At 71.9% G+C, this 12,883-nt stretch carries 11 protein-coding genes; 5 read left to right on the plus strand and 6 right to left on the minus strand.

Features of this window, described 5'->3' with window-relative positions; translation table 11 throughout:
* The first annotated feature begins 7 nt into the window (after positions 1–7).
* Positions 8–388: a cupin domain-containing protein gene (locus B6R96_RS26425; protein ID WP_030388946.1), complete on the plus strand. Its 381-nt coding sequence runs from the start codon at positions 8–10 to the stop codon at positions 386–388.
* Here the strand turns inward: B6R96_RS26425 and B6R96_RS26430 are convergent.
* The 3 genes from B6R96_RS26430 to B6R96_RS26440 all read right to left on the minus strand — a co-directional run bounded on the left by B6R96_RS26430 (position 378) and on the right by B6R96_RS26440 (position 3,532).
* Positions 378–1,598, minus strand: coding sequence for an MFS transporter (locus tag B6R96_RS26430; RefSeq protein ID WP_081525270.1), 1,221 nt, complete (start codon positions 1,596–1,598; stop codon positions 378–380). The two genes, B6R96_RS26425 and B6R96_RS26430, sit on opposite strands and share 11 nt — an antisense overlap.
* A gap of 336 nt (positions 1,599–1,934) precedes the next feature.
* Positions 1,935–2,498, minus strand: coding sequence for a methylated-DNA--[protein]-cysteine S-methyltransferase (locus B6R96_RS26435; protein WP_081523829.1), 564 nt, complete (start codon positions 2,496–2,498; stop codon positions 1,935–1,937).
* Between the two features lie 83 nt (positions 2,499–2,581).
* Positions 2,582–3,532, minus strand: a complete 951-nt coding sequence (locus tag B6R96_RS26440) for a glycerophosphodiester phosphodiesterase (protein WP_081523830.1) — start codon at positions 3,530–3,532, stop codon at positions 2,582–2,584.
* Between the two features lie 279 nt (positions 3,533–3,811).
* Here B6R96_RS26440 and uvrB point away from each other — a divergent pair, with 279 nt between their 5' ends.
* The 4 genes from uvrB to B6R96_RS26460 all read left to right on the plus strand — a co-directional run bounded on the left by uvrB (position 3,812) and on the right by B6R96_RS26460 (position 9,864).
* The gene (gene uvrB, locus B6R96_RS26445; RefSeq protein ID WP_081523831.1) at positions 3,812–5,977 is read left to right on the plus strand and encodes an excinuclease ABC subunit UvrB; all 2,166 of its coding nucleotides are present in this window, start codon (positions 3,812–3,814) and stop codon (positions 5,975–5,977) included.
* Positions 5,978–6,064: 87 nt separating this feature from the next.
* Complete coding sequence (locus tag B6R96_RS26450) at positions 6,065–6,643, plus strand: TerD family protein (protein WP_053702614.1); 579 nt, start codon at positions 6,065–6,067, stop codon at positions 6,641–6,643.
* A 40-nt stretch (positions 6,644–6,683) separates the two neighbouring features.
* Complete coding sequence (locus tag B6R96_RS26455) at positions 6,684–8,639, plus strand: TerD family protein (protein ID WP_081523832.1); 1,956 nt, start codon at positions 6,684–6,686, stop codon at positions 8,637–8,639.
* A gap of 241 nt (positions 8,640–8,880) precedes the next feature.
* The gene (locus B6R96_RS26460) at positions 8,881–9,864 is read left to right on the plus strand and encodes a TerC family protein (RefSeq protein ID WP_030388940.1); all 984 of its coding nucleotides are present in this window, start codon (positions 8,881–8,883) and stop codon (positions 9,862–9,864) included.
* 13 nt (positions 9,865–9,877) lie between these two features.
* Here B6R96_RS26460 and B6R96_RS26465 read toward each other — a convergent pair whose 3' ends face one another.
* From B6R96_RS26465 to B6R96_RS26475, 3 genes are all read right to left on the minus strand, one after another.
* Positions 9,878–11,194 carry an MFS transporter gene (locus B6R96_RS26465; protein ID WP_081523833.1) on the minus strand — a complete coding sequence of 439 codons (1,317 nt, stop codon included), beginning with the start codon at positions 11,192–11,194 and terminating at the stop codon, positions 9,878–9,880.
* A 207-nt stretch (positions 11,195–11,401) separates the two neighbouring features.
* Positions 11,402–12,058 carry an MBL fold metallo-hydrolase gene (locus tag B6R96_RS26470; RefSeq protein WP_030388938.1) on the minus strand — a complete coding sequence of 219 codons (657 nt, stop codon included), beginning with the start codon at positions 12,056–12,058 and terminating at the stop codon, positions 11,402–11,404.
* Between the two features lie 9 nt (positions 12,059–12,067).
* A complete protein-coding gene (locus B6R96_RS26475; RefSeq protein ID WP_053702617.1) occupies positions 12,068–12,757 on the minus strand; it encodes a maleylpyruvate isomerase family mycothiol-dependent enzyme in 690 nt (229 codons plus the stop codon).
* Positions 12,758–12,883: the final 126 nt, after the last annotated feature.

A 12,883-nucleotide genomic window follows, 5' to 3' on the forward strand; every position in this document is an offset into this window, starting at 1 on the left:
GCGCGCCATGAGCACCAGCGATCACTCCGCCACCCACGCCCCCGCCCCCGGGTCCTTCTCCGTCTCCGTCGCGGACGTCGAGCTGGAGGCCGATGACCTCGACCCCGAGCAGATCGTCTCCGGGGACCCCGTCGTGACGGGCAAGGTGCTGTGGGAATCGGCCGACGGCAAGCAGGTGCGCGGGATCTGGCAGATCACCCCCGGCGTGGTCACCGACGTCGAGGCCAACGAGCTCTTCGTGGTGGTCAGCGGCCGCGCCACCGTCGAGGTCGAGGGCGGCGAGACCCTGGAGGTCGGCCCCGGCTCCGCCTGCGTGCTCCGGGAGGGCGACCGGACGACCTGGACCGTGCACGAGACGCTGCGCAAGGCCTACCACATCAGCTACTGACGGCCCCCTTCGCGGCGCCGCGGCCGGTCACGGGATGGCGGCGGGCCGTGAACAGCGCGAGCGCCGCCATCGGCAGCAGCAGCGCGGCGCCGACGGCGTTCAGCCAGCCGTAGCCCGCCTGGGACATGATCAGCCCGGCGGCCGCTCCGCCCAGGCCCGCGGCCGTGTTCATCGTGAGGTCGCTCAGGCCCTGTACGGCGGCCCGTGCGGGCTGCGGCACCGAGTCGGTCAGCAGGGCCGAGCCGGACACCATTCCGGCGGACCAGCCGAGGCCGAGCAGGAACAGGCCGAGCGCGCTCCGGCCGTGGCTGGGGCCGGCCGTTCCGGCGAGCAGCGCGGCGACGGACAGCAGGCCGGCGGCCAGCCCGATCACGGAGAGCCGGCCGAGCCGGTCCGCGAGCCAGCCCATCACGGGGGAGAAGGCGAACATGCCGGCGATATGACCGCTGATCACCAGTCCGATGAGCTCCAGGCCGGCGCCGTGGTGGCTCAGGTCCATCGGCGTCATCACCATGATCGAGACCATGGTGGTGTGGGACACGGCGACGGTGAGGAGGGCGAGCCGGGCCCGCGGGGAGGCCTTCACCGCGGCGATACCGGCCCGCAGCGAGCGTCCTTCGCGGGTCTGCTCCTCGGGGGCGGCGAGCGCCCGGGCCGTCAGCAGCGGGTCGGGGCGCAGGAGCACGCCGATCAGCGTGCCGGTGAGCAGGAAGACGGCGGCGGCCCAGACGAACGGGCCGGCCGTCTCGGGTATCGCGGTGCCGGCGAAACTGCGGCTGGCCGGCGCGGACAGGTTGGGGCCGAGCACTGCGCCGAGGGTCGACGCCCACACCACGAGCGAGATGGCGCGGGCGCGGTGGTCCGGGGCCGCGAGGTCGGCCGCGGCGAACCGGGCCTGGAGGTTGGCCGAGGAGGCGGCGCCGAAGGCGGCCATGCCGAGCAGCAGCAGCGGGAAGTTGCCGATGGTGGCGGCGAGGACGACCAGGCCCGCTCCGGCGGCGCCGATCGCGTAGGCCAGGACCAGTCCGGGGCGGCGGCCGCGTGCGTTCATCAGGGCGGCGAGGGGCAGTGAGACCACGGCGGTACCGATCACCGCGGCCGTGGAGGCGACACCGGACAGTGCCTCGGTGCCGCTGACCTCGGTGGCGAGTACGGGGGCCAGGGCGATGCTGATGGGCACGCCGAGGCCGCCGAGGACCTGACCGGCCATGAGGACCCGGGAGGTGCGCCGCTGCAGCCGTTCCAGCTCGGTCGGGGCCGGCGGGCGCACGGGCCGGTCGGTGCCGGGCGAGGCGGTCACGGCGTACACCGGTGTCGCGGGGGCGCGACGCGGGGCGCGGGGGACGCGGGGAGGCCGGGTGCGGCGGCAGGAGTAGTCACCGCCGCAGTGTGCCAGCCCTTACCGCCCGGCGGAACCGCACCGGAGCCGTGCCCGTGTGGGGCCCGGGCCGTGCCCGTGTGGGGCCCGGGCCGAGCCCGCGCAGGGCCCGGGCCGAGCCCGGTCGCCGTAATGCCCACGGGCCGGGTGCGCAGGTCAGGGGGCCGCTCAGAACAGCGGCTGCGGAAGCACTCCCTCCAGCGCGAGCAGCTGCCGCTTGGTCTCCACCCCGCCGCCGAATCCCCCGATGCCCCCGTCGTTCTCCACGACCCGGTGGCAGGCCACCACCAGCGGCAGTGGGTTCGAGCCCATGGCGTTGCCCACGGCCTGGGCGGCGCCGGGCTGTCCGACGCGGGCGGCCAGCTCCCCGTAGCCGACGACCGAGCCGTAGGGCACGGAGCGGTCCAGCTCCTGGAGCACCTGCCGGTTGAAGCCGGAGCTCAGGCGCCAGTCCAGCGGCAGATCGAAGCGCCGCAGCGAACCTGCGAAGTACGCGGCGAGCTGGCGTATCGGCTCGGCCAGCAGCTCCTCCTCACCTGGTGCGGTGCGCCGGGCATCGGCGCCGAGCCGCGAGACGAGCGGGCCGATCATCCGGTCCACCCGGTCCGGCTGGGCATGGAACTCGACCCGGACCAGACCCTCGGGGGTCGCGGCCAGGAGCAGGGGCCCGATGTCGCTGGCGACGACGGTCCATTCGAGGTGCGGCCCGCGGGGCCGCTCGGTGCTGTCCACAGGTCCACGGTACGGCCGGCCACCGACAATGCGGTCGGCGCCGGCGACTCCCGGCAACGCAGTCGGCGCGCTCCGGCCCGGCCTCAGAAGCCGCCGACCGCGTTCTGCACCACGTCCGGGGCGTTGGTGATGATGCCGTCCACGCCCATGGCCTGCACCTTCCGGGCCGTCGCCGCGTCGTCCACGATCCAGGTGTCCACCTCCATGGCCTTGCCGTGGGCGCCGCGCAGGCCGTGCACCGCCGAGACCCAGTCGGCCGAGATCGTGGTGTGCCACGGGTTGATCCGGTCGGTGAACTCCGCGTACCGGGGCAGGTCCGCCACGGTGGGGGTGCCCAGGAAGGCGGTCACCAGGTCCGGGCGCAGCCCGTGGACGATGCGCACGCAGTCGGCGCTGAAGCTCTGCACCACCAGGCGCTTGCCGACGTGCCGCTCGTCGAGCCAGCCGGCCTCGTCCAGCACCTTCAGGGTCTCCTCCTCGATCCCCGGGTACAGCTCCGGCTTCTTGATCTCCAGCAGCAGCCGCTGCTGGTTGCGCTGCACCCGGTCGAGGTACTGCCGCAGGCTCGGCACGGCGGCGCCGGCGTACTCGTCGCCGAACCAGCTGCCCGCGTCCAGCCGGGAGATCTCGGCCCAGGTGAAGTCCTTCACCTTCCACGGCGCCCGGCCCGGGAACCGCTGCTCGACGTCGGTGGTCCGGGACAGCGTGTCGTCGTGGATCACCACCAGCACGCCGTCCTTGGTGCGCTGCACGTCGTTCTCCACCCAGGCGAAGCCCATCTGCATGGCCAGGTCGATCGCGTCGAGGGTGTTCTCCGGGGCGTAGGCGGAGGCTCCCCGGTGGGCGTACACGACGGGGAGCCCCAGCGCCGCCCGGACGGGTCGGGTCCCGGTTCCGGTTCCGGGTCCGGTGCCGGTTCCGGTGGCCGAGCCGGATCCGGGGCCGGTGGCGGCGTACGAGGCGGTCCCGCCCAGCAGGGTGAGAGTGAAGCCCAGGAATGCGGCCGCGGCCGCGGCGGCGGGTCGGACGTACATGTGCGTTCTCCTCGGGTCGTGAGCCCTGTTCCTGCGTCAGACGGGTGCGGAGCGGCAGACGTTGTGGCGATGCACTTCACCGCGATCATGGGGTTGAAGATCACCGAGCCGCCACCGAACTACGACAAACGGACCAGAACGAATGACGGCGGCCCGGGCGGCCGGCGGTGGCGGGCGGCGGTCGGCGGCGCCCGGCGGCGGCGCCCGGAGCGACGGGCGGAGCGGCCCGCCGACCCGCGGCGCTACGTGAGTGTCAGTGGGGGGTCGTACGGTTGACCCATGCGGCCCGTATCGAAGATCGAACGCACGGTGGCGCCTTTCGAGGTCGTCAGCCCCTACCAGCCCAGCGGCGACCAGCCGGCGGCCATCGCCGAGCTGGAGAAGCGCATCCGTGCAGGTGAGAAGGATGTCGTCCTGCTGGGTGCGACCGGCACCGGCAAGTCGGCGACCACGGCCTGGATGATCGAGAAGCTCCAGCGCCCCACCTTGGTCATGGCGCCGAACAAGACGCTCGCCGCCCAGCTGGCGAACGAGTTCCGCGAGCTCCTGCCGAACAACGCCGTCGAGTACTTCGTCTCGTACTACGACTACTACCAGCCCGAGGCCTACGTTCCGCAGTCGGACACGTACATCGAGAAGGACTCCTCGATCAACGAGGAGGTGGAGCGGCTGCGCCACTCCGCGACCAACTCGCTGCTGACCCGGCGCGACGTGATCGTCGTCGCCTCCGTGTCCTGCATCTACGGCCTCGGTACCCCACAGGAGTACGTCGACCGGATGGTCTCCCTCAAGGTGGGGGAGGAGATCGACCGGGACCAGCTGCTGCGCCGCTTCGTGGACATCCAGTACACGCGCAACGACGTCGCCTTCACCCGCGGCACCTTCCGGGTCCGCGGGGACACCATCGAGATCTTCCCGGTCTACGAGGAACTGGCCGTCCGCATCGAAATGTTCGGCGACGAGATCGAGGCCCTGTCCACGCTGCACCCGCTGACCGGCGAGGTCATCAGCGAGGACCGCGAGCTCTACGTCTTCCCCGCCAGCCACTACGTCGCGGGGCCCGAGCGCATGGAGAAGGCGGTCCGCGGCATCGAGGCGGAGCTGGCCGAGCGCCTCGACGAGCTGGAGAAGCAGGGCAAGATGCTGGAGGCGCAGCGGCTGCGCATGCGCACCACCTACGACCTGGAGATGATGCGCCAGATCGGGTCCTGCTCCGGCATCGAGAACTACTCGCTGCACATGGACGACCGCGAGCGCGGTTCCGCTCCGAACACCCTCATCGACTACTTCCCGGAGGACTTCCTCCTGGTCATCGACGAGTCGCACGTCACCGTGCCGCAGATCGGCGCCATGTACGAGGGCGACGCCTCCCGCAAGCGGACCCTCGTCGACCACGGTTTCCGGCTGCCGTCCGCCCTCGACAACCGGCCGCTGAAGTGGGAGGAGTTCCAGGAGCGCATCGGCCAGACCGTCTACCTGTCGGCGACCCCCGGGAAGTACGAGCTCTCGCGCGGCGACGGCTTCGTCGAGCAGATCATCCGCCCCACCGGCCTCATCGACCCCGAGGTCGTGGTCAAGCCCACCGAGGGGCAGATCGACGACCTGGTCCACGAGATCCGCCAGCGCGTCGAGAAGGACGAGCGGATCCTGGTCACCACGCTCACCAAGAAGATGGCCGAGGACCTCACGGACTACTTCCTGGAGCTCGGCATCCAGGTCCGCTACCTGCACAGCGACGTGGACACCCTGCGCCGCATCGAGCTGCTGCGCGAGCTGCGGGCCGGCGAGTACGACGTCCTGGTCGGCATCAACCTGCTCCGTGAGGGCCTCGACCTGCCCGAGGTGTCCCTGGTGGCCATCCTCGACGCCGACAAGGAGGGCTTCCTGCGCTCCGGGACCTCCCTGATCCAGACCATCGGACGCGCGGCGCGCAACGTCTCGGGCCAGGTCCACATGTACGCGGACAAGATGACCCCGGCGATGGAGAAGGCCATCGACGAGACCAACCGGCGCCGGGAGAAGCAGATCGCCTACAACACGGCGAACGGCATCGACCCGCAGCCGCTGCGCAAGAAGATCAACGACATCGTGGCCACCATCGCCCGTGAGGAGCTCGACACCGAGGAGCTCCTCGGCACCGGGTACCGCCAGGCGAAGGACGGCAAGGGGGCCAAGGCCCCGGTGCCGGCGCTCGGCGGCCGGGCGGCCGCGGGCAAGACGGGCGGAAAGGGTTCGAAGGGGACGGCCGGGGGCAAGGGCGACGCGGGCGCCGAGGTGCTGACCGACCGGCCCGCGGCCGAACTGGCCGCGCTCATCGAGCAGATGACCGAGCGCATGCGCGGGGCTGCCGCCGAGCTCCAGTTCGAGGTCGCGGCCCGCATCCGCGACGAGGTGGGCGAGCTGAAGAAGGAGTTGCGGCAGATGAAGGAAGCGGGCCTCGCCTGACCGGAGGCCTGTCAGTAGGGTTGGGTATCAGCCGCAGGTACATGCTGCACGCCCGTCATGGGGCGGGCCAGGGAGAGGGGACAGTACGTGACGGTCAACATGACCAAGGGTCAGGCCATCAGTCTGCAGAAGGCGGACGGAGGCACGCTGACCGCGGTCCGTATGGGCCTCGGCTGGCAGGCGGCGAAGCGCCGCGGGCTGTTCGGCTCGCGCACCCGGGAGATCGACCTCGACGCCTCGGCGGTGCTCTTCGCCGACAAGCAGCCCGTGGACGTGGTGTTCTTCCGCCACCTCCAGAGCGACGACGGCTCGGTGCGCCACACCGGTGACAACCTCGTCGGCGGCGTCGGCCAGGGCGGGGACGACGAGGCGATCCTCGTCGACCTCCAGCGCGTGCCGGTCCACATCGACCAGATCGTGTTCACGGTGAACTCCTTCACCGGCCAGACGTTCCAGGAAGTGCAGAACGCGTTCTGCCGCATCGTCGACGAGACCAACGGCCAGGAGCTGGCCCGCTACACCCTGGACGGCGGCGGTCAGTACACCGCGCAGATCATGGCCAAGGTGTCCCGCCAGGGTGCCGGCTGGCAGATGACGGCCCTCGGGAACCCGGCCAACGGCCGCACCTTCCAGGACCTCATGCCGGCGATCCTGCCGCACCTGTAGTACCGGACAAGAGAAGAAGGCACGGGGGAGGGGCTGCACGATGACGGCCGAACTGGTCCGGGGGCAGAACCACCCCGTGTCCCAGAGCCGGGTGGAGATCAGGGTTTCGGCGGGCACACCCGTGCTGGCCCTGGCCTCGCTCGCCGACGAACAGGGCCGGTTCTCCGGCGACGGGATACTGGCCCACCCGGGCGCGAGGTCCCTCCCCGGCGTGCGGTCGCCGGGCGAGCTCGCCGAACGGCACACCTTCGCCGTCGACCTCGACGAGGTCGCCGCGGACGTGCACCGGCTCGGCGTCCTGCTCGTCCTGCCGCCCGGCGGTCCGGTGCGCTTCGGCGCAGTACCGGCCTCCTACGTGGCCGTGGCCGACCCGGACGGCGCCGAACTCGCCGGGTACACCCTGACCGGGCTCGACGCCGAGACGGCCGTGGTCGCGCTGGAGCTGTACCGGCGCCAGGGTGCCTGGAAGGTCCGCGCCGTCGGCCAGGGCTACGCCGAGGGCCTCGGCGCCCTGCTCGCCGACGGCGGACTGGCCGCACCGCAGGCCGCGGAGCTGGCCGCCGCCGCGCTGCGCACGGCCGCCCGCACCGGGGAGTCCGACATCACCCTGGCGACCATGCCCACCCTCGTCGGCGACCTGCGCGCCCCGCAGACCCCGGCCCCGGCCCCCGCGCCCGTCCCCGAGCCCCCGGACCCGGTCCCCGCCCCCGGGCACCCGTACGCCGGTACGCCCGGGCCCGGTGGCGACACCCCGGCCTCCCCGCCCACCATCAGCTACGCCCATCCGCGGCGCCGCCGCACCAGCACCGAGCCGCCCGAGCCCGCGCCGCGGGCCGCCGCAGCGCAGGAGCCGGGACAGGCCCCGCGGCCCGTGGCCGGGGACGCCAGCGGCTGGTCCATGGAGGAGCGGCTCTACAACCAGGTCTGGGGCATGTTCGAGGACCTGGCCCGCACGGTCGCCGCCTACCGCAGCGCCGTCGAGTTCGCCGACTCCCGGATGGACCGCGAGCTCGACGAGGCCCTGTCCGACCCGCGCCACCGCCTCGGCGGCTCGGGGAACGCCGCCCGCGACACCGCCCGGGCCCGCCGCGAGGAGCTCGTCGCCCAGGCCCAGGCCGTCCTCGACCGGGACCTGGCCCAGCTGATCGCCGAGTCGGAGGTCGTCGAGCCCGCGCTGCCGGCCGCGTACGCCCGCTGGGACAACCCCGTCTGGCACGGGCACCGCACCCCCGAGGAGAGCCCGCTGGCCCTGCGCCTGGGCGACCTGCACCTGCCCGAGCGGCCCGACCTGCGCATCCCCATGCTGACCCGGGTCCCGCTGGAGCGCGGACTCTGGATCGACAACGGCCGCACCGGCTCCGAGGCCGCCATGACCATGGACACCGACCTGCTGCGCCGGGCCGCCATGGACATGGCCGTCACCCTCGCGGTCCGGCTGCTCGCGGTCCACCCCGCCGACCGGTTCTCCGTGCACGTCATCGACGCGGCCGGAGCCGGTTCCGCCTCCCTGGCACCACTGGTACGCGCCGGGGTGCTGGCCGCCCCGCCCGCCGCCGGGGCCGCCGGGGTCACCCAGACCCTGGCACGGCTGACCCGGCGGGTGGACCTCGTACAGATGGCGCTGCGTGCCGGCGCCCCCGAGGACCTGCCGCCGGACGTGGACACGGCCGACCAGCTGCTGATCGTGCACGACTTCCCGCACGGCTTCGACGACCGCGCCGTCACCCAGCTGCGCTACCTCGCCGACGAGGGTGCGGCGGTCGGCGTGCACCTGCTGATGGTCGCCGACCGCGACGAGGCCTCGGCCTACGGGCCGCTGCTCGACCCGCTGTGGCGCTCCCTGATGCGGCTGTCGCCGGTCCCGGACAACCACCTTGCCGACCCCTGGGTGCACCACGCGTGGACCTTCGAACCGAACCTGCCCCCGCAGGGCAGCCGGGTCCTCGACCAGGCGCTGGACCGGGTGGCGGAGGCCCGGCGCACTACCCGCCCGTGACCATCCTTTGGCATTCCCTTTACCTTTTCGGCCCTTGATGGGTATGCTCGTGTGTGCGGAGGGGAGTATTCCTGCTTTCCTGCTACGGCGTACCCGTCAATACGGACCACCTGCGGTTGGATGAATGCAGGTGCTCCCGGGGCGTCGGCCCGCGGCCTCCAGGCCGTCCGGGTGGAAGAGACCTCCGGCAGCGATGACGCTGACAAAGTGCTGAGCCATCCGCCGGAGGCGTGTTCACATCATGGAAGTTTCCTGGGCCCTTTGGGCTGCGACCATTCTCGGTCTGTCCCTCCTCATCGGCGCCGACTTCTTCATCGGCCGCAAGCCGCACGACGTTTCGATCAAGGAAGCCGGCACCTGGACGGTCGTCTGGATCGTCCTCGCCGCCCTCTTCGGGCTCGGCCTGTGGTTCTTCGGTAACCCGCAGGCCTCCCAGGAGTTCTTCGCGGGCTTCATCACCGAGAAGTCCCTGAGCGTCGACAACCTCTTCGTCTTCGTCCTGATCATGGCGAAGTTCGCGGTGCCCTCCCACCTCCAGCAGCGCGTGCTGCTCATCGGCGTACTGATCGCCCTGGTCCTGCGCGCGGTCTTCATCGCCGCCGGCGCCGCGATCATCGCGAGCTTCTCCTGGGTCTTCTACATCTTCGGCGCCTTCCTGATCTACACCGCGTGGAAGCTGATCCAGGAGGCCCGCAAGGACGAGGACGAGGACGAGTTCGAGGAGAACCGCCTCCTGAAGTCCGTCGAGAAGAAGTTCGGCGTCGCCGACCGGTACCACGGCACCAAGCTCTTCATCGTCAGCAACGGCAAGCGCGTCCTCACCCCGCTGATGGTCGTCATGCTCGCCATCGGCACCACCGACGTCCTGTTCGCCCTGGACTCGATCCCCGCGATCTTCGGCCTCACCCAGGACCCGTACATCGTCTTCACGGCCAACGCCTTCGCGCTGATGGGTCTGCGCCAGCTGTACTTCCTCATCGGCGGCCTGCTCAAGAAGCTGGTCCACCTCAGCTACGGCCTGTCGATCATCCTCGGCTTCATCGGCATCAAGCTGGTGCTGCACGCCCTGCACGAGTCCGGCGTGCACGTCCCGGTCATCTCGATCCCGGTCTCCCTGGGCGTCATCTGCGGTGTCCTGGTCATCACCACGATCACCAGCCTCATCGCCTCGAAGAAGCAGGCGGCGGCCGAGGCCGCCACCCGCAGCGAGAGCGCCGACGTCTGACGGATCCGCGGAGCTACGCGGGGGCGGCCGCTTCGGCCGCCCCCGTTTCCGTGCCCCGGGCCGCGGCCGCCCGCTTGCGCACGGCCGCCGGACCGGTCTCCGGCAGCAGCGCGAAACAGACCAGGCTGACCAGGGCGATGCCGGTCAGGTACAGCGCGACGCCCCACGGCGGACCCGAGCCGTCCGCCAGCGCGGTCGCCACGATCGGGGTCAGCGCCCCGCCCAGGACACCGCCCAGGTTGTAGCCGACGGCCGCACCCGTGCAGCGGATCCGCGGCGCGTACAGCTCCGGCAGGTACGCGGCCACCACCGAGAACATCGTGACCATGCCGAGCAGCGCGCCGGTGAAGCCGATCGTCATCAGCAGCGGATCGGCCGTCCGCAACAGGGCCACCAGCGGGAACATCCACACGGCGCACAGCGCACACCCGGCCAGGCACAGCGGCCGCCGCCCGTAGCGGTCACCGAGCATCGCGATCAGCGGGGTCACCAGGCCCTTGATCGCGACCGAGGCCATGATGCAGGCGAGCATCGTCGTGCGGTTCACGGTGAGGTGCTCGGTGGCGTACGCGAGGGACCAGGTGGTGACGGCGTAGAAGACGGCGTACCCCACGGCGAGCGCCCCGCCGGTCAGCAGGAGCAGCCGCCAGTGGCCCCGGAACACCTCCGCCAGCGGGGCCTCGGCCCGCCGATCCGTCGCCGCGAGCGCCCGGAACTGCGGGGTCTCCTCCACCGAGTGGCGCAGCCACAGCCCGGCCAGGGCCAGCACCCCGGCCGCCCAGAAGGGGACCCGCCACCCCCAGGAGGTGAACTGGGCGTCGGTCAGCGAGGCGGACAGCCCCAGCATCAGACCGTTGGCGAGCAGGAAGCCCACCGCCGGGCCCATCTGCGGGAAGCTCGACCACAGTCCGCGCCGCCGCTCGGGTGCGTGCTCGGCGGTGAGCAGCACGGCGCCGCCCCATTCGCCGCCGAGCCCGAGGCCCTGGAGGAAGCGCAGCAGGAGCAGCAGGACCGGCGCGGCCGTGCCGATCGAGCCGTACGTGGGCACACAGCCGACGGCGACCGTGGCCAGGCCGGTGAGCAGCAGGGAGGCCAGCAGGACCGGGCGCCGGCCGTAGCGGTCGCCGATGTGGCCGAAGACCGCGGAGCCGAGCGGGCGGGCGAGGAAGCCGACGCCGAAGGTGCCGAATGCGGCGAGGGTTCCGGCGAGCGGGGAGAAGGAGGGGAAGAACAGCGGGCCGAGCACGAGGGCGGCCGCCGTCCCGTACACGAAGAAGTCGTAGAACTCGATCGCGGTCCCGGCGAGCGAGGCCGTGGCCAGTCGCAGCATGCCGGGCCCGGTGGGCCCGCCGGCCCCGGGGGACCGGGGTGTCGGCGAGGGGGCCGGGGAGGCCTCGGGGGCGGAGGAGGCGAGGGGCGGAGAAGGGTCCTGTGGCATGCCGCACCACATACCCCTTTCCCGCCCCTCGGGGCGGGAGTTCGGTGGTAGCCGACCGGAAGGAGTGCGTCGCGCCGGGAAGTTGACGCGTTGCGGTGCCTACCAGCCGCGCTCGCGCCATTCGGCCAGGTGCGGACGCTCGGCGCCGAGGGTGGTGTCGTTGCCGTGGCCCGGGTAGACCCAGGTCTCGTCCGGCAGCTGCTCGAAGAGCTTGTGCTGCACGTCGTCGATGAGGCTGGCGAAGGCCTTCGGGTCGTCGTGGGTGTTGCCGACGCCGCCCGGGAAGAGGCAGTCGCCGGTGAACACGTGCGGGTGTCCGTGCGGGTCGTCGTAGACCAGCGCGATCGAGCCGGGGGTGTGCCCGACCAGGTGGCGGGCGGTCAGCGAGACCCGCCCGACCGTGATCGTGTCCCCGTCGCCGACCAGGACGTCCGTGCCGACGGGGATGCCCTCCGCGTCGAGGGCGCCCGCGAGGGTCCGCGCGCCGGTCGCCTCGACCACCTCGGCGAGCGCGCCCCAGTGGTCGCCGTGCCGGTGGGTGGTGACGACGGACGCGATGCCGTCGTCGCCGATCAGGTTGAGCAGGGTGTCGGCCTCGGCGGCCGCGTCGATGAGCAGCTGCTCGTCGGTGGCGCGGCAGCGCAGCAGGTAGGCGTTGTTGTTCATCGGACCCACCGCGACCTTGGAAATCATCAGGTCCGCGAGTTCGTGCACGTCGGCCGGACCGCCGACCTTGACCTCTCCGGTGTACGTCATGTCTTGATCCTAGAGCGGGGGGAGCTCGGGGAGGGGGCCGCCCGAGGTCGTCAGGGAGGCGCCCTTGTCGCCGCGGCCGGCCAGCCAGGCCAGCAGCCCCGCGGCGGTGCCGGACACGGTCACGGCCGGATCCCCGGCGGAGCCGGTGCGCCAGCTCCGTCCGTCGCCCGCTACCAGGGCCACCGGCGGCACCTCGGGGCGGCCGGACCAGCGGTCGGCGAGGAAGGCGATCTCGCGGTCGGTGAACTCCGCCGGGAGGTCGGTGAGCTCGTAGCCGATGTTCAGGTCGACGTGGTGCAGGTCGGCCTCGACCCAGCGGCGGAAGGGCACGTTGGCGGCGAGATCGGTGACGCCGTTGCGCAGCTCGACCGTGCGGGACCAGTCCTGGTCGGGCTCGGTGGTGGCCATGAAGCGGGCCGCGGAATCACGGAGGTCCGTCAGGTGTTCTTCCAGAGGCCGGCCGGCGTCGCGCTCGATGTCCGTGTCGCGGGCGGCGGCGCTCTCGTACATGGGGCGCCCCTCGAAGACGTTGACGAGGGCGTCCGCGTTGCGTGCGAGGTGGGCCAGGATGTGGCCGCGGGTCCAGCCCGGGAGGTGTGACTCCTCGGCGAGGGCTGCGTTGTCCAGTTTCGCGACTGCGGTCAGCAGTCGGTCCGTGGCTTCACGTACAGATCGCAGGTCGTGCACATGATCAGTCATGACGGCGAGCCTAGTGGCTCACCCCGCACCGCCACACGATTGGGTGAAGCGGTCTGCGGAGTGCCGTAAATCGAATGTGCGTGCTATACGCTCGGAAGTCCAAGGACCAAGTCCATCGCAGAGGCG

This window comes from Streptomyces sp. Sge12, assembly GCF_002080455.1.
Taxonomy (GTDB): domain Bacteria; phylum Actinomycetota; class Actinomycetes; order Streptomycetales; family Streptomycetaceae; genus Streptomyces.

Bases quoted from the DNA above. Each gene is read 5' to 3' on its own strand.
- uvrB (WP_081523831.1), top strand. From the start codon at position 3,812: ATGCGGCCCGTATCGAAGATCGAACGCACGGTGGCGCCTTTCGAGGTC.
- B6R96_RS26455 (WP_081523832.1), top strand. From the start codon at position 6,684: ATGACGGCCGAACTGGTCCGGGGGCAGAACCACCCCGTGTCCCAGAGC.
- B6R96_RS26425 (WP_030388946.1), top strand. From the start codon at position 8: ATGAGCACCAGCGATCACTCCGCCACCCACGCCCCCGCCCCCGGGTCC.
- B6R96_RS26440 (WP_081523830.1), bottom strand. From the start codon at position 3,532: ATGTACGTCCGACCCGCCGCCGCGGCCGCGGCCGCATTCCTGGGCTTC.
- B6R96_RS26470 (WP_030388938.1), bottom strand. From the start codon at position 12,058: ATGACGTACACCGGAGAGGTCAAGGTCGGCGGTCCGGCCGACGTGCAC.
- B6R96_RS26430 (WP_081525270.1), bottom strand. From the start codon at position 1,598: ATGGCCGGTCAGGTCCTCGGCGGCCTCGGCGTGCCCATCAGCATCGCC.
- B6R96_RS26460 (WP_030388940.1), top strand. From the start codon at position 8,881: ATGGAAGTTTCCTGGGCCCTTTGGGCTGCGACCATTCTCGGTCTGTCC.
- B6R96_RS26475 (WP_053702617.1), bottom strand. From the start codon at position 12,757: ATGACTGATCATGTGCACGACCTGCGATCTGTACGTGAAGCCACGGAC.
- B6R96_RS26465 (WP_081523833.1), bottom strand. From the start codon at position 11,194: ATGCTGCGACTGGCCACGGCCTCGCTCGCCGGGACCGCGATCGAGTTC.